The sequence below is a fragment of the Prevotella sp. 885 genome (genome assembly GCF_002265625.1).
In the GTDB taxonomy this organism is placed as follows: Bacteria; Bacteroidota; Bacteroidia; order Bacteroidales; family Bacteroidaceae; genus Prevotella.
This window is the reverse complement of sequence record NZ_NOVE01000015.1, coordinates 39552-56496: the sequence shown is the minus strand read 5'-3', so window position 1 is coordinate 56496 and position 16945 is coordinate 39552. Positions and strand designations below refer to the sequence as shown.

At 50.4% G+C, this 16945-nt stretch carries 10 protein-coding genes and 1 pseudogene; 7 read left to right on the top strand and 4 right to left on the bottom strand.

Annotation, left to right across the window (positions count from 1 at the left end; genetic code table 11):
- Positions 1-146 precede the first annotated feature (146 nt).
- A complete protein-coding gene (locus tag CHL74_RS06660) occupies positions 147-1553 on the bottom strand; it encodes an undecaprenyl-phosphate glucose phosphotransferase (protein WP_094880386.1) in 1407 nt (468 codons plus the stop codon).
- Between the two features lie 260 nt (positions 1554-1813).
- Between CHL74_RS06660 and dxs the strand changes: the two genes are divergently transcribed.
- The 5 genes from dxs (at position 1814) to nhaD (ending at position 9115) form a co-directional block, all read left to right on the top strand.
- On the top strand, positions 1814-3730 hold the full coding sequence (dxs, locus tag CHL74_RS06655; protein WP_094880385.1) for a 1-deoxy-D-xylulose-5-phosphate synthase: 1917 nt from the start codon (positions 1814-1816) through the stop codon (positions 3728-3730).
- Between the two features lie 6 nt (positions 3731-3736).
- Positions 3737-5080, top strand: a complete 1344-nt coding sequence (gene trkA / locus CHL74_RS06650) for a Trk system potassium transporter TrkA (RefSeq protein ID WP_094880384.1) — start codon at positions 3737-3739, stop codon at positions 5078-5080.
- The gene (locus tag CHL74_RS06645; protein WP_094880383.1) at positions 5077-6528 is read left to right on the top strand and encodes a TrkH family potassium uptake protein; all 1452 of its coding nucleotides are present in this window, start codon (positions 5077-5079) and stop codon (positions 6526-6528) included. The genes trkA and CHL74_RS06645 overlap by 4 nt, the downstream gene beginning before the upstream one ends.
- A gap of 20 nt (positions 6529-6548) precedes the next feature.
- Positions 6549-7511, top strand: coding sequence for a type I phosphomannose isomerase catalytic subunit (locus CHL74_RS06640; RefSeq protein WP_094880382.1), 963 nt, complete (start codon positions 6549-6551; stop codon positions 7509-7511).
- Positions 7512-7738: 227 nt separating this feature from the next.
- A complete protein-coding gene (nhaD, locus tag CHL74_RS06635) occupies positions 7739-9115 on the top strand; it encodes a sodium:proton antiporter NhaD (RefSeq protein ID WP_094880381.1) in 1377 nt (458 codons plus the stop codon).
- A gap of 58 nt (positions 9116-9173) precedes the next feature.
- On the opposite strand, the gene CHL74_RS15755 is transcribed toward nhaD, so the two are convergent.
- Positions 9174-9395, bottom strand: coding sequence for a hypothetical protein (locus tag CHL74_RS15755; RefSeq protein WP_094880380.1), 222 nt, complete (start codon positions 9393-9395; stop codon positions 9174-9176).
- A gap of 480 nt (positions 9396-9875) precedes the next feature.
- On the opposite strand from CHL74_RS15755, the gene CHL74_RS06625 reads away from it, so the two are divergent.
- A complete protein-coding gene (locus CHL74_RS06625; RefSeq protein ID WP_176452188.1) occupies positions 9876-10859 on the top strand; it encodes an ORF6N domain-containing protein in 984 nt (327 codons plus the stop codon).
- A gap of 44 nt (positions 10860-10903) precedes the next feature.
- Entirely contained in the window at positions 10904-12352 is a 1449-nt protein-coding gene (locus CHL74_RS06620) for a hypothetical protein (RefSeq protein WP_094880379.1), read from the top strand.
- 226 nt (positions 12353-12578) lie between these two features.
- On the opposite strand, the pseudogene trxA reads toward CHL74_RS06620, so the two are convergent.
- Together trxA and dnaE are read right to left on the bottom strand one after the other, a co-directional pair.
- Positions 12579-12896 (bottom strand): annotated as a pseudogene (trxA, locus tag CHL74_RS06615) (thioredoxin); the annotation flags it as partial.
- Positions 12897-12988: 92 nt separating this feature from the next.
- Complete coding sequence (gene dnaE / locus CHL74_RS06610; RefSeq protein ID WP_094880377.1) at positions 12989-16726, bottom strand: DNA polymerase III subunit alpha; 3738 nt, start codon at positions 16724-16726, stop codon at positions 12989-12991.
- Positions 16727-16945 lie beyond the last annotated feature (219 nt).

Sequence of the window (16945 nt, the reverse complement as noted above, 5' to 3'; positions counted from 1 at the left end):
GGCAATAACAGAAAGCGTGTATCGCTCTCTTAAGCACAAAAAAAGACAGGCAGCGCAATCTATGCGCCGCCTGTCCGAGTTTTGGTTATCTTGCTGTTATATAATTGCTTGAAGATTGATATAATCTTCTTTATGTGCTTCTGCGTTTAGTAGGCGTTCTTGTCGCCCTGCACTACGTTTGCCACTGTCTTATACATAATATATATGTCGAGCCAGACAGTCCAGTGCTCCATATACCAGATGTCGCCTCTTACGCGACCTTCCATTTGGTATATTTCCTTTGTCTCGCCACGGAAGCCCGTCACCTGGCTCCATCCGGTGATGCCCGGCTTGATGAGGTGGCGCACCATATAATAGTCGATTATCTTCGAATAGTCGTTAGTCTGCTTCACCATGTGCGGACGTGGACCCACGATACTCATCTGTCCGAGGAGCACATTGATGAACTGTGGCATCTCGTCAAGATTGGTCTTACGCATGATGTTGCCCCACTTTGTCTTACGTGGGTCGTTGAGCGTAGCCTGCACGGTGTCGGCATCCTTGTTCACCTTCATGCTTCGGAACTTCAGACAGTAGAAGTCCTTGCCGTCAAGACCCGTACGCTTCTGTCTGAAGAATATCGGTCCAGGCATTGTTATCTTCGTCACGATGCCAACGAGGAGCAGAATGAACGGGAAGAGTGTGCAGAGGAAGATAAGCGAAACGATGATGTCGAAGGCACGCTTGATGAAGCGGTTCTCCACGCGTGACAGCGGTTCGTTGTAGAGGCTCATGCATGCCACGTTGCCGAACATGGTGAAGTGCATACGGTGGTGCACATAGTTGCGTACGTTAGGCATACTGAAGAAGTGGAGGAAGTTCTGCATACAATAATGTATGATTGGCAGAATCTCTGCGCTGCGCTTCGAAGGCAGACAGCAATACACCTCATGCACCTCCGGATGCTTCTTGAGATACTCCAGCACGTCCTCCGGTTTGCCGAGGTATGTTGCCTTTTCGGGGAACAGCGGGTTGCGTTCGTCGTCGAAGTAACCGTTGACATTGTATCCCAATGTGGCGGTTTCCATTACCTCCTTGTAGAGCTCGGCAGCGTTCTCCGAACTTCCGACAATCACTACGTTGTGGACGTGATTGGGCTTACGGCGCCATGCTACTACTATTCTTCTCACCAAAACACGATAGATGGATATCAGTACGGTCATCGTAAGCATGCATAGCGCATACCTTGATGGCTCCATATGCCAGAAGTCGCCGATGGTGAACAGCAGTACGCTGAGGATTGTAAACTTGAACATGTTGCTCATTACGCGCATCACAATGAGATGCGTGCTCGCGCGGCGGCGATGAAGCACTACGCCGTTACGGTACGTACAGGCGAAGTAGAGCATGATGCTGACCGTGATGGTCTGGCGTATTGCATCATCGTGATAGATGCCTGGCATGTGTCTGCAGAAAAGCAGGAATGTCAGGATGGCAATGATAATGTCTCCGATTAATACAGCACCAATGAGCATACGGTCGCTGTGGTAGTTGAAATTAGTGGGGCTACTCATTTTTTCACAAGCAAAAATGTTTAATTGTTTATCGTATTTTAAATCTGTGTTATCGTGATTGTTCAGTATCGGCAAGCATTTGCCTCTCAAAAACTTTGCAAAAATAATCAAATTATATGTAATAGCCAAAAAATTTTTGTCCTTTCAGCCATTTACATTATCTTTGCAAGTTGGAAAGGGCGAAAACCAATGCTTTAGGTCAGCAAAAGCTGTACTATTGAGACGATAAAGCCTTCCGTAGCATTTACATCACAAACCTCATGAACAACGACAACTTAGGATTATTAGGAAAGATTGAATATCCCGACGACCTTCGCAAGTTAAGGGTGGAGCAGCTTGAAGAAGTGTGCTCCGAACTCCGCCACGTCATTGTGGAGGAGCTTGCCGTCAACCCCGGACATCTGGCCTCTTCGCTTGGTGTGGTGGAGTTGACAGTGGCCTTACACTATGTCTTCAATACCCCGTTTGACCGTATTGTGTGGGACGTGGGACACCAGGCCTATGGGCATAAGATGCTCACAGGCCGTCGCGGATGTTTCTCCACCAACCGTAAGTTGCACGGCATTAGGCCTTTCCCGAGCCCGATGGAGAGCGAGTACGACACTTTCACGTGCGGACACGCCTCTAATTCTATTTCGGCGGCGCTCGGTATGGCTGTGGCGGCACGCAAGACCGGCAACGACTCACGCCATGTCGTTGCCGTAATCGGTGACGGTGCGATGTCTGGAGGACTGGCTTTCGAGGGCCTTAACAATGTGTCGTCGTCGCCAAACGACCTCCTTATCATTCTTAATGACAATGATATGAGTATTGACCGTGCCGTGGGCGGCATGGAGAAGTATCTGCTCAATCTTGATACCAATGCCACATACAACCGCCTGCGCTTCAAGGCTTCGCAATGGCTCCATTCCAAAGGCTACCTTAATGAAAACCGCAGGAAAGGACTCATCCGCCTCAACAATGCCCTGAAGTCGGCGCTTGCCCATCAGCAGAACATCTTCGAGGGCATGAATATACGCTACTTCGGACCGTTCGACGGCAACAATGTCAGCGAGGTGGTGCGCATACTGGAACAGCTCAAGGACATGCGCGGCCCCAAGCTCCTGCATCTCCACACCGTGAAAGGCAAGGGATATGCCCCGGCGGAGAAGGAGGCTACCATCTGGCACGCCCCCGGACTCTTCGATGCCGAGACTGGAGAGCGCATCAAGAAGGAGGACAGTCCTTATCCGCTTAAATTCCAGACCGTGTTCGGCAAGACTCTTCTTGAGCTTGCACGTCAGAATCCGCGCATCGTCGGCGTTACGCCAGCCATGCCGACGGGCTGCTCCATGGACATCATGATGAAGGAAATGCCTGACCGCGTGTTTGATGTGGGCATCGCTGAAGGACATGCCGCCACATTCTCGTGCGGTATGGCGAAGGACGGACTGATGCCTTTCTGTAATATTTACAGCGCGTTCGCACAACGTGCTTACGACAATATCATACATGACGCTGCCGTGCTAAACCTCCCCGTGGTGTTCTGCTTTGACAGATCGGGACTGGTGGGAGAGGACGGACCCACACATCACGGTGTCTTCGACATCGCTGCCCTGCGCTGCGTGCCCAACCTTACGCTCTGCTCACCGATGAACGAGGCTGAGCTTCGTCGCATGATGTACACGGCGCAGCTGCCTGACAAGGGCACTGTCGTGATACGCTATCCAAGGGGTAGGGGAGTTATGGGAGCCGACTGGGAATGCCCGTTCGAGGAGATACCCGTCGGAAAGGGCCGCTGTCTGCGCCAAGGCACGGACGTAGCTGTCCTCAGTTACGGACCGATTGGCAACGACGTGGTAAAAGCCATCGACCGCATTGAGCAGGGCGGACAGCAGTTAAGCGTAGCCCATTACGACATGCGCTTCTGCAAGCCGCTTGACGAAGAACTCCTTGAGAGCATCGCCTCCACATTCCGCCGCATCGTTACCGTAGAGGACGCACAGCGAGCTGGCGGATTTGGCTCTGCCATACTGGAATGGATGAGCGACCACGACAAGGACGTTACTGTCAAGCGCATAGGTCTGCCCGACCGCTTCATCGAGCATGGCACGGTGGAACAGTTACGCCATATTGCCGGTACTGACATTGACGCCATCGTAGATGCCATTACCAATACATCTAATATACATTCTTAAGACATTATGAAAATCATCATAGCCGGTGCCTATGCCATAGGTACACACTTAGCGCGCCTTCTCTCACGAGAGCATGACGACATCGTCGTTATCGACTCTGACGAGGAACGACTCGCACGGATCGGGTCTGACGTGGACATCCTCACCATGGAGGCGTCGCCCACCAGCGTGAAGGCGCTGCGAAGGGCTGGGGCTGAACATGCCGACCTCTTCATTGCCGTAACGCCGGACGAGAGCCAGAACATGGCGTCATGCGTGCTTGCCAACGGACTCGGCACCAAGAAGACGGTGGCTAAAATAGACAACTCTGAATACATCGAGCCTGACCTCCAGGCTTTCTTCGGACGACTGGGCGTCAGCTCCATCATCTATCCGGAGATGCTTGCTGCCACCGACATCAATAACGGACTGAAGATGTCGTGGGTAAGACAGCGCTGGGACGTTCACGGAGGAGCGCTGGTGATGCTCGCCGTGAAGCTGCGCCAGTCATGCACCATCCTCGACCAGCCGCTGCGAAATCTCTGCGGACCTGAGGATCCTTATCATATCGTGGCCATCAAGCGCGACGGCGAGACCATCATACCGGGCGGTAACGACTGCCTCCAACTCTACGACCTCGCCTACTTCATGACCACCAGACAGTATATACCTTATATAAGGAAGATTGTGGGCAAGGAGCATTACGTTGACGTGAAGAACGTGATGATAATGGGAGGCGGCGCCACTGCCGTGCGTACCGTCAAGACCATGCCCAGCTACATGGACGTAAAGATCATTGACATTGACGAACAGCGTTGCGAGCGACTCAATTCGCTCCTTGAAGACGAAGACGCTCTCGTCATCAACGGTGACGGACGCGACCTCTCGCTTCTCATCGAAGAAGGAATAAAGAACACACAGGCGTTCGTTGCGCTTACCGGCAATGCCGAAACCAACATCCTCGCCTGCCTCACAGCCAAGCGACTCGGTGTGCGCAAGACCGTTGCAATGGTAGAGAATATCGACTATATCAGCATGGCGGAGAGCCTTGACATCGGAACAATCATCAACAAGAAGTCGATTGCTGCCAGCCACATCTATCAGATGATGCTTGACGCCAACGTACACAACGTGCGCTTCCTTATGACTGCCAATGCCGACGTAGCGGAATTCATTCCCTGCGAGGGAGCCAAGATAACCCGCAAGCCCGTAAAGGACTTGGGTATGCCGCAGGGTATGACCATTGGCGGACTCGTCCGCGACGGACAGGGCTACCTCGTATCCGGTAACACAATGATACAGCCCGGCGACTCCGTTATGGTGTTCTGTCATAATATCAACATGAAGAAGATAGAGAAACTGTTCGTATGATAAACCTGAAGTTGATATACAAGATATTAGGCTCGCTGCTCTTCATTGAGACAGTGATGCTGCTCATGTGTCTTGGCGTGGCTTTCTATTATCATGAGGATGACGTCCTGGCGTTCGGAACGTCCATCGCCGTCTCCATAGCCTCAGGCTTCGTCCTGCGCTATCTCGGTCATGGCTGCGACAACTCGCTCTCACGCCGTGACGCTTACCTTGTCGTGGCGCTCACGTGGGTGGTGTTCTCCCTTGTGGGAACGATGCCCTTCGTCATTGGAGGCTATCTGCCCTCGTTTACGGACGCCTTCTTCGAGACAATGTCCGGATTTACCACCACCGGCGCCACCATCATTGACGATGTCAGCGTCCTGCCTCACGGCATTCTGTTCTGGCGCTCGCTGATACAGTGGATAGGCGGTCTCGGCATCGTGTTCTTCACCATTGCCATCCTTCCCTCCCTTGTCGGAGGAAGCGTAAAGGTGTTCGCGGCGGAGGCCACCGGACCAATAAAGACCAAGCTCCATCCCCGTCTCAGCACCACAGCCAAGTGGATATGGGTGGTTTATCTGCTCATCACCATTTTCTGTATAGGATCATTGATGTTGGCAGGAATGGACGTATTCCGCAGCATCAACTATGCGTTTACGTCGGCAGCCACCGGAGGATTCGCCGTAGACAGCGACTACTCGTTGTTCACGCCAGCCATCCAGTACATCCTGACGTTCTTCTGCTTCATAGCAGGCGCCAACTTTACGTTGCTGTATATGACCGCCTCGCAGCGTCGCATCTCCACATTGCTGCGCAGTTCGGAGTTCAAGTTCTATTTCTTCGTGGTCTTGGCATTCTCGGCGTTCATCGTCGTAGAGCTGATGTGGAAGAACGGATACAGTCTGGAACCAGCCATCCGCAGCAGTCTCTTCCACGTGGTGTCCTTCATTACCACCACCGGCTTTCTTGCCGACGACCCAGGCAAGTGGCCTCATGTGACGTGGGTGGTGCTCGCTGTCTGCATGTTCTTCGGCGCCTGCTCCGGATCGACGAGCGGCGGCTTCAAGTGCATCAGAGCGGTTATGGTGCTCAAGGTCATCAAGAACGAGTTTCGTCAGATGCTCCATCCCAACGCCATCCTGCCCATGAAGATAGACGGCACCAACGTTCCGTCCTCAAAGCGCGTGACGCTCTTGGCGTTCCTCGCCACCTATCTTGTCCTGTGCCTCTTCTGTTCGTTCTCAATGATAGCGATGGGCATCGACAACACCAACGCCATCACCATCACGCTCAGCTGCTTAGGCAACGTAGGTCCGACGCTTGGTCTGGAGATAGGCCCCACAATGTCATGGAGCATCCTTCCCGACACAGCCAAGTGGATATGCTCCGTGCTGATGCTGATAGGCCGTCTGGAGATATTCTCCGTCCTCGTAATCTTCTCACCCCAGTTCTGGAAAGAAAATTAACTTACTAAATAAAATCATTTATGGAACCAATTAAGTTTAACGCACTTCTCAAGTCCACCATCTGGGGCGGCGAGAAGATCATCCCTTTCAAGCACCTTAACGTAGAGCAGGAGAATGTCGGCGAGAGCTGGGAAATCTCAGGCGTGCCGGGCAACGAGACAGTCGTAGCCAACGGACCGTACGCAGGCAAGAAACTCAACGAAGTAGTGGCTGAGCTTAAGGACAAGCTCGTGGGCGCTGACAACTACAAGCGCTTCGGCGATGAGTTCCCCCTCCTCATCAAGTTCATTGACGCACGTCAGGATCTTTCCATCCAGGTGCACCCGACAGACGAAATTGCAAAGCGTCAGGGCAAGGAGCGCGGCAAGACAGAGATGTGGTATCTCCTCGACTCTGACAAGGACGCCACTCTGCTCTGCGGTCTCAAGAAGCAGATCACACCGGAGGAATATACAGCAATGGTGGAGAACGACACCATCTGCGACGCCATCTCACGCTATGACGTGAAGGAAGGCGACTGCTTCTTCCTCCCCGCAGGACGCATCCACGCCATCGGCACAGGCTGCTTCCTCGCCGAAATTCAGCAGACCAGCGACGTTACATACCGCATCTACGACTTCAAGCGTAAGGACAAGAACGGCAATTACCGTGAGCTCCACACAAAGCAGGCTGCCGAGTGCATCAACTATAACGTAGAGAGCAACTACCGTACAGACTACACACCGGTGAAGAATCAGGGTGTGAGCCTCGTGCAGTGCCCTTACTTCAATACAGCCGTTTACGACCTCGACGAGCCGATGACGCTCGACTATTCTGAGCTAGATAGCTTCGTCATCCTTATCGGACTCAAGGGCGAAGGCACCATCACCGACAACGAGGGCAACACCTTCACTCTGCAGGCAGGCGAGAGCATCCTCGTTCCCGCAACAACAGAGACTCTGAAGGTGGAAGGCACCATCAAGTTCCTCGAGACATACGTGTAAGAAGGCTTGTATAAGACAATAATCAGACATGACGTCACCATAAGACGCAGACAACGGCATCAAACCCCGTTGTCTGCGTTTTTTTTGTTTACACATATATTAATATAGCGTTATCAATTCTTTTTATATGGTTTTATTTACTAATTTTGTAGGCAATTATTACATCCTCGTATAATCTGATGACAATATAGAATAACTTTAAAAAACAATATCCAAGAAAAAGAATTATGACAACATTGACAATCATGATTGTCGTGGCTTTCGTTATAGGCTATGCTTGCATCGCCATGGAAAGTCTGACAAAGGTGAACAAGGCAGCCGTGGCGCTGCTGATGTTTGTGGCTTGCTGGACGCTATATATGTGCGACCCGCTGCAGTTTCTTACAATGATGCACCCCGACTATGCCGGTGGCATTGAGGGAATGGCGGAGAAGGTCACCTCCATCATACAGGAGCATCTCGGCGACACCTCTACGACGCTTTTCTTCCTGATGGGTGCTATGACAATCGTGGAGATTGTCGACCAAAACGGCGGATTCAATTGGGTGCGCAAGGTAATGAAGACACACTCGAAGCGTGCCCTGCTATGGCGCATCGCCTTCCTTACCTTCATCCTTTCAGCCATCCTCGACAACCTTACGACAAGTATCGTGATGATTATGATTCTGCGCAAGCTCGTCGCTGACCGCAACGACCGCCTCATCTACGCTTCGCTTGTCATTATCGCAGCCAACTCAGGCGGTGCCTTCTCGCCCATCGGCGACGTCACCACCATCATGCTCTGGAACAAGGGCCTTATCACAGCTCTTGGCGTCATCAGCGAGATTCTCATTCCGTCCATCGTTTCGATGCTTATTCCTGCGTTCATCCTGCAGTACAGCCTCAAGGGCGAGCTCCATATGCCGGAGGTGAAGGCTGGTGCAGACGAGGACTCTGGTGACTTCACCGAGACACAGCGTAAGGCTGTCTTCGTAATCGGTGTGGGCGGTCTGATTTTCGTGCCCATCTTCAAGAGCATCACACATCTGCCTCCGTTCGTAGGCATCCTCCTTGTGCTCGGCGTTCTCTGGACCACCACAGAGGTGTTCTATCGTCATCTCCATCGCGGACATGACGCAGAGGGCACACAGAAGCGCGTCACCAACTTGCTCTCACGCGTGGATATGTCCACCATCCTCTTCTTCCTCGGCATCCTAATGGCTGTCTCTTGCCTCTCTGAGGTGGGTGTGCTCACAGCTCTCGGCGAGGGTCTGAACGTCTTCTTCGACGGCAATCACTACCTCGTCACCGGCATCATCGGTGTCCTCTCGAGCATCGTCGACAACGTACCGCTTGTTGCAGGCTGCATGGGCATGTATCCGGTTGCCGCTACAGGCGACATGGCAGTGGACGGCATCTTCTGGCAGCTCCTCGCTTACTGCGCCGGTGTGGGCGGCTCAATGCTCATCATCGGTAGCGCCGCTGGCGTTGTGGTAATGGGTCTGGAGAAGATCACCTTCGGATGGTATATGAAGAAGATCACATGGATAGCTTTCGTTGGCTACATAGCCGGCATCATCAGCTATTACGTGCTCCGTACATACATCTTCACTACTCCGCTGTAATGGAGTTTTGAGTTTTAAAAAAGGCTTTAATGCAGGTCAGAGAATAGTTTCTCTTGTTTCATGCATTAAAGCCTCTTTTGTTTTTATAAAGCGCTGCTTTGGTTATGATGGTGCGGGCTATTTTAAACAGCTCATATAGCGGGTTCTTTTCTAATTCTTCGGCGGTTCCGAAGACAATATTTGCATTTCTAACGCTCAATACTCCCAGTTGAGCGCACAACAAAATCTTTGGTGCGAAATTCTTGAGTTTTGAGCGTGCAGGGATAAACGGTTTAAACACAGTGGATTATGTGGTTGGTGAGCGGAATGTGCAAAAAATGAAAGCGCCCAAAAGCCACTTTTTGCTGCAATAGCGCCACTTTTACACTCTAATAGTGCCACTTTTATCATGCAATAGCGCCACTTTTACTGTCTAATAGTGGCACTATTGGAGTGTAAAAGTGGCTCTATCGTTATGCGCGGGTGCTGTTTGCACAGCAAAACACCATAAAAACAGCTTTTTGATTCTCTAGAATTGATTTTTATTTTGTAACAGCTTTTTACTCTTTGTACGATATTTGCATGACGGACATGAAGAGGTTTTTGACAAGAAGATTACTAAAAATGCAATCACCGCAATAATACTATTGATTTTACGTTCTTTTCAAAGAAAGGGTTTGTGTGATAGTAGTTTAAAGGCTAAAAGCACTACCTTTGTACGCATTATAACAACAATACGTTTAAGGTCACAATTTGTGATCTCAAAAATAAAGATAGAAACATGGCAAACAACATAGATAAAAAAGAACCAGTCGCAATTTGCGACCAGTCCAAAATAGATGTTACAAAATGCGATAACCATGAACTCGCAGGTAATATTGAACCTCTAATAAAAGTAATTAGAGGGCAACAAGTTATGCTTGATAAAGATTTAGCAATGCTATATGGGGTAGAAGCTAAAGTTCTGAATCAGGCTGTTAAACGCAATGTTGAACGCTTTCCTAATGACTTTCGGTTTCAATTGACAAAGGAAGAATGTTTAAGGTCACAAATTGTGACCTTAAACGAAAAACAAGGTCAACACCTCAAATATATGCCGTATGCTTTTACTGAACAAGGCGTGGCAATGCTTAGTAGTGTTCTCCGTTCAAAAACAGCCATTGAGGTCAATATACAAATCATGCGAGCATTTGTTTCAATGCGTCACTTTATGGTAAACAATGCTTCTGTTTTTAGTCGTTTGGAAACGATGGAATATCATCAGTTGGAAATCCTGCAACATCAACAAGATACCGATAAGCACATTGAAGCAACCAATAAGCGCATAGACGAAGTATTCCGCAGATTGGACGAGGGCAATGCAAAGCCGAAACAAGGTGTGTTCTACAATGGGCAAGTTTATGATGCCTATACTTTCGTGTCCGACTTGATTAAGAGTGCGAAGAAGCGTATTGTCCTTATCGACAACTATGTTGACGAGACTGTACTGACATTGCTCGATAAAAGAGATAATAACGTGTCTGCAATCATCTACACTCAGCAGATAAACCGTCAGTTCCAACTCGACATAGACCGTCATAATGCTCAATATGCACCGATTGATGTTGAAACATTCCGTTTATCACATGACCGCTTCCTTTGTATAGACGATGATGTATATCACATAGGTGCATCCATTAAGGACTTAGGCAAAAAGTGGTTTGGTTTCTCCAAGATGGAGATACTTACACCAGACGAATTGGTAGAACGAATCAATAGAGGGTAATACATACGAAAATTTCAAGAAAAAGAACTTAATACATAAATATAATGAAAAGGATTTGGATTTTTCTGATGGCGATGCTCAGCATCGTTTCTTTTACAGGTTGTGATAAGACGGAGGAACCTAACGGACCGGTTATTGACTATGACAATCTGTTCGATAGGACTTATACTATTAACGACGATGGCTGCTGTGTGCTTGAAAGTTGCGAGCCCACAAGAGCTACAGTTATTGAGGATGAGGTAAAAGGGTATGGTTGGAAAGTCATAGGCATGTATGAAGTTCAGAATGACGGCAGGCTTTCACAGAAAGATTATCGCGAAACAGTTTGTGGTGGAGGATATGAAGATTACTGGTTTGAGTCAGACAGTCGGCTTGTCGGTTTCCTCCATAGTGACATCGCAGGCAAATTCTATAATAAGACAACGTGGCGCTACGATGCTACAAAGGGTTTCATCATGCGTGGCACAGAAAGCGAAAGTTTGCAAAACCGCTATATGCAAGTGCTGGCTTTGGCCACTCTCCAAGGAAAGGAATTCTATATGTACACCATGCAAAATATTGGTGTCAAATACGACGAGCACGGTAATCAGAAACCTTTTTATTGCATGGTTGTCTATCAACGCATGACCGACAATGAACTTGCCAAAATGAAGAAAGCATACGATTATGATGCAAACTTTGATTTTACCGGTGCCGTTCCTGACGACTGCAAGTTCCGTGTAAGTGCAAGATACTACAACCCCGACGATTTTGAAGAAGGAACCAACGGAAGTGTCATCGTCGCTTTTGGAAATGTAGAATTCTCACTAACCGACCATCTCGGCACGGCAATGCTTCCAAACCCAGCATTGGAATATTTCGACTCCATCGTTTGGAGAGCCAACGACAGAATTGTTCCAGACAGATATGTCATACACCGCAACAATCAGAGCAAGGCGCAGACTGTCCTGACATGGACTACCCGTTTCTTCTATACGAACCCAAACCTGACCACATACTTTGAGGGTTACAAGAAAGGTCGCATCGTCTATACATACACGATGCACCACGACATCTACTTCGACAAATTCTTGTGCTTCGATTGGGGAAAGTTTTCGATGAGCAAGCCAAGAGAGTTTACTGCTACATGTTTGCTTGACAAAAGCCGGAGTTTCACCGTTTACGAACCAAGGACATACAACAATGATATGAACAAGGTGTATGCCGAACTGCGCTACAATTCCGAAGAAAAAGGCAAGGGCAACGATATTGCCATCCTGGAAAAGGAAATCAGTGAACTGACGGAACTTATGATTAACCATTATGGCAAGGGAACCGAAGTGGGTAAGCAGGTGGAGCATTACCGCACCTTATTCAAGGCTCTTCCTGAAAAAGCGCATATTATTACATATTGGGCAACTGCTGATACAAGAATTGCACTTGTTCTCAATCGCGACGATGCTGACTCCAAGAATGATTACTATTACGTTCATGCTGAACCAGTTCAACAATAACAAAGCAATCCATTCACAACTGGAGGTTTTATCCGCAAAATAGTTGATGGAACGAATCGCTATAGTATAGTGGTGAATTACATTATAGTATTTGGGTTAAAGCCCTGCCTACTGCTGCGATGTTATGTAGATGTAATATATACAAAAAAAACTTCCGTAGAAACTGACTCCCTGGTTTGGTTGTCAGTTTCTACGGAAGTTGTCCGTTTATTACAGTCTGTCTGTATTAGAGCAGAGCGTCGAACTTCTTTCTGAGGTCGCCTTCTGTGATGGCACCTACGTGCTTGTCAACGAGCTCACCACCCTTGAAGAAGAGGAGTGTGGGGATGTTGCGGACGCGATACTCGATGGTTACGTCATCGTTAGCCTCTACGTCGCACTTGCCTACAACGATCTTGCCGTCGTACTCCTCAGCGAGCTTTGATACGATAGGAGCGATCATGCGGCAGGGACCGCACCATGTTGCCCAAAGGTCAACTACCAATGGCAGTTCGCCACTCTTGTACTGCTCGAGATTCTCTGTTGTAATCTGTACTTCCATTTTCTTGTAATTTTTAGTTTTGTTATGTTATTATAGACTCGATTATTACCAATATATATTATTTGTCATCAAATATTATGCCAAGCGTCGGCGCGTCAGTTGATGGCATACCTGACAGTCTCGTGTTCCTCCGTCTCGTTGTTGAGGTCGTCAAGGAAGTTGAGGAGCTTCTTGCTCGGGTTGATGGTGGTGTTATGGCTCAGAAGCGTGAGGTCCGTGTTGTGCTCAGAGTCGTGGATGTTGAAGTAGAGCGGCACGTTGCCGGGATTGCTCTTGAGCAGCACCTCCAGGTCGTTCATGCGCGAGTTGTGGAGCAGGGTGGAGTCGATGTAGATGGTGAACCTCTCTATGCGCTTGTCCTTCACGTCGTTCATAAACTCCACGCTCTTGATGACCAGCTCCAGGCTGTTTGGCGCGTTGGCGAATCGCTGTCGCATGGTGGCTGTGATGTATACGATGTATTCCTCCTTCAGCATGTGCTGCCACTTTGTCCATTCGTCGCCGAAGAGCGCCAGCTCGCCCTGACCGTTGAAGTCTTCGATGGTGACGATGCCGAACGGCTTGTTGTTCTTCGTGAATCGTGACGTCACGGACGAGACGATGCCTCCGAAGGTCAGCTCCGCCGTCTTTGCCATTTCCTGCTTGTCCATGTCGCGTGTTAGCTGGTCGCAGCGCAGGTTGCACATCGAATTGAGCACCACGCTGTATTCGTCCAGCGGATGCGCGGAGAGATAGATGCCCACGAGGTCGCGTTCCTTCTTCAGCAACTCTATGGTGCTCCACTGTTCTGCCTCAGGCGGCTTCGGTGTGGCTATCTCCACTCCTCCCATGTCGCCGAAGAGCGAGTTCTGCATCTGGTTTTGCTCCTGCTGATAGGTCTGTCCGTAGCGTAGCAGTATCTCGATGAACGTGCCTTTCGGAGTCTCGCCGAAGTAGCTCTCGCGACGTATTCCGAAGTTGTCAAGTCCTCCGCTCAGAGCGAGTGACTCGAGCGCCTTGCGGTTTACGGCAGAGAGATTCACGCGCTGCACGAAGTCGTAGATGTCCTTGTAAGGTCCGTTCTTCTCGCGTTCCTCGATGATGTTGATGGCAGCGGCGTCGCCCATGCCCTTTATGGCAGAAAGTCCGAAGCGTATCTCGCCCTTCTTGTTGGCTGAGAACTTGCGCTGACTCTCGTTGACGTCGGGTCCGAGGCAGGGTATGCCCATCGCCTGACATTCTGACATGAGCTTCGTGATCTTGGTGATGTCGCTGATGCATCGGCTCATGTTGCCCGCCATGAACTCGGCAGGATAGTGCGCCTTGAGGTAAGCCGTCTGGTATGCCACCCACGAATAGCACGTGGCATGCGACTTGTTGAAGGCGTATGACGCGAATTTCTCCCAGTCTGCCCAGATCTTCTCCAGCACCTTCGGGTCATGTCCGTTCTTCTTTCCGCCCTCGATGAACTTAGGTTTCATGGCGTCTACGATGGCTTTCTTCTTCTTACCCATCGCCTTACGCAGGGCGTCTGACTCGCCTCGGGTGAAGTTGGCAAGCTGTCGGGAGAGGAGCATCACCTGCTCCTGATATACTGTGATGCCGTACGTGTCCTTCAGATACTTCTCCATGCAGGGGATGTCGTACTTTATCTCCTCCTTGCCGTTCTTACGTGCGATGAAGGATGGGATGTAGTCCATAGGTCCCGGACGGTAGAGGGCGTTCATGGCGATGAGGTCCTCGAAGACGGTAGGCTTCAGCTCGCGCAGGTATTTCTGCATACCGGCAGACTCGAACTGGAACGTACCGATGGTCCGTCCTTCCTGATAGAGCTTGTATGTCAGCTCGTCGTCGATGGGGATCGTGTCGAGATTGAGCGTAAATCCGTGTGTGAGGCGTATGTTCTCCACCGTTTCCTTCATGATGGAGAGCGTGGAAAGTCCGAGGAAGTCCATCTTGATGAGGCCCGTCTCCTCGATGACGTGTCCGTCATACTGCGTGGCGAGGAGCTTGTGTCCGGGGTCAGACTTGTCCTCAGCCGTCGACACCGGCACCCAGTCGCTGATGGCGTCGCGGCAGATGATGGTGCCGCAGGCGTGGATGCCCGTTCCGCGGACGGTGCCCTCCAGCATCTTTGCGTACTTTATGGTGTTGGCAAGTCGCGGGTCGGCGCTTGCCTCCGCCTCCTGCAGCTCCGGCACTTCGCTGATGGCGTTGGGCAGATTCATCTTCTTGCCGTCCTTCAGCTTATCAGGTATGGCCTTGCACAGGCGGTTAGATACGTCGAGAGGCAGCTTCTCCACACGTGCCACGTCCTTGATGGAGTTCTTTGTGGCCATCGTGCCGTAGGTGATGATGTGCGCCACTTTGTCGTGTCCGTACTTGTCCTCCACCCATTCGAGCACCTTTCCGCGTCCGTCGTCGTCGAAGTCGGTGTCGATATCAGGGAGCGAGATACGGTCAGGATTGAGGAATCGCTCGAACAGAAGGTCGTATTTTATAGGGTCAATCTTGGTGATGCCGAGGCAGTAAGCCACAACGGATCCGGCAGCCGAACCACGTCCCGGACCTACCATCACGCCCAGTTCGTCTTGAGCGGAATTGATGAAGTCCTGCACGATGAGGAAGTATCCCGGGAAACCCATGGTCTTCATGATGTGCAGCTCAAACTTGACGCGCTCCGACACCTCTTCGGGCAGCGGGTCGCCGTAGAGTCGCTTGGCTCCGTCGTAGGCAAGCTTTGCCAGATAGTCAGCCTCGAACTTTATTCGGTAAAGCTTGTCGATGCCTCCGAGCTTCTTTATCTTGCTCTCGGCTTCCTCCTGTGACATTATGTCATTGCCGTTTTCGTCCGTGGTGAACTCGCGGAAAAGCTCCTCCGGCGTGATGCGCTTGCGTGTGTCTTCCTCCGTGCCGAACTCTTTAGGGATGGGGAAGAATGGCATGATGGGGGAGTGGTCGATGGAGTAGAACTCCACCTTGTCAAGAATCTCAAGCGTGTTGGAGAGAGCTTCGGGCACGTCTGCGAACACTTCGTTCATCTCCTCGCGCGTCTTAAACCATTCCTGCTTCGTATAGAGCATGCGGTTGGGGTCGTCGAGGTCCTTTCCTGTGGCAAGGCAGAGCAGGTGGTCATGGGCTTCGGCGTTGTCCTGATTGACAAAGTGGCAGTCGTTGGTGCAGACCAGCTTTATGCCGTATTCCTTAGCCAGCTCCATCAACACCTTGTTGGCTTGCTGCTGCAGCGGGAAAGTCTCGCGGTTGGCACGCTGATGCGGGTCGCGCACCTCGTGGCGCTGAAGCTCCAGATAATAGTCTTCGCCGAACAGATTCTTATACCATTCGATGGCTTCCCTTGCTCCGGCTATGTCGTTCTTCAGAATCTTCGCCGGCACTTCGCCTGCTATACAGGCCGAACAGACGATAAGGTCCTCATGATACTTCTCCAGGTCCTCGCGGTCAGTACGCGGACGCATGTAATAGCCGTCCACCCATGCGCGAGACACCAGCTTGATGAGGTTCTTGTATCCGTTGTAGTTCTTGGCGAGGACGATGAGGTGATAGCCTCCCATGTCGCCTTTCTCCTTCACACGGTCCGACTTCTTGCGGTGTGCCACGTACATCTCGCATCCGAAGATGGGCTTGAACGGCTCCTTGCCCTCCTTCTTCAGCTTACCGTTCACCTTGTTGCAGTAATTGAACAGCTCTTTCACGCCGAACATATTGCCATGATCGGTTATCGCCATACCGCGCATGCCGTTGGCAATGGCCTTGTCGACGAGCTTCTCAACGGGCGACTGGCCGTCGAGGAGAGAGTAGTACGTGTGGACGTGCAGATGTATGAAGTCTTCCATGTGTGGTGTGTGATTTTGTATAAATTGGAAATCAAAGTTAGCCCTTATTGCTGAGACAACCAAAAGAATAGTAGAAAAATTTGTCATTTCCGTAAAAAAAACTTACCTTTGCAAAGATAAAAAGGGCGCTTCTTGCTCATATGTTTTTCCGTATGCGCCGCATCCTTAACTATCGAAACCTCTATTTACTCACATCTATTATAAAAATAGCATCCTTAT

Bases quoted from the DNA above. Each gene is read 5' to 3' on its own strand.
- CHL74_RS06660 (WP_094880386.1), bottom strand. From the start codon at position 1,553: ATGAGTAGCCCCACTAATTTCAACTACCACAGCGACCGTATGCTCATT.
- dxs (WP_094880385.1), top strand. From the start codon at position 1,814: ATGAACAACGACAACTTAGGATTATTAGGAAAGATTGAATATCCCGAC.
- trkA (WP_094880384.1), top strand. From the start codon at position 3,737: ATGAAAATCATCATAGCCGGTGCCTATGCCATAGGTACACACTTAGCG.
- CHL74_RS06645 (WP_094880383.1), top strand. From the start codon at position 5,077: ATGATAAACCTGAAGTTGATATACAAGATATTAGGCTCGCTGCTCTTC.
- CHL74_RS06640 (WP_094880382.1), top strand. From the start codon at position 6,549: ATGGAACCAATTAAGTTTAACGCACTTCTCAAGTCCACCATCTGGGGC.
- nhaD (WP_094880381.1), top strand. From the start codon at position 7,739: ATGACAACATTGACAATCATGATTGTCGTGGCTTTCGTTATAGGCTAT.
- CHL74_RS06625 (WP_176452188.1), top strand. From the start codon at position 9,876: ATGGCAAACAACATAGATAAAAAAGAACCAGTCGCAATTTGCGACCAG.
- CHL74_RS06620 (WP_094880379.1), top strand. From the start codon at position 10,904: ATGAAAAGGATTTGGATTTTTCTGATGGCGATGCTCAGCATCGTTTCT.
- dnaE (WP_094880377.1), bottom strand. From the start codon at position 16,726: ATGGAAGACTTCATACATCTGCACGTCCACACGTACTACTCTCTCCTC.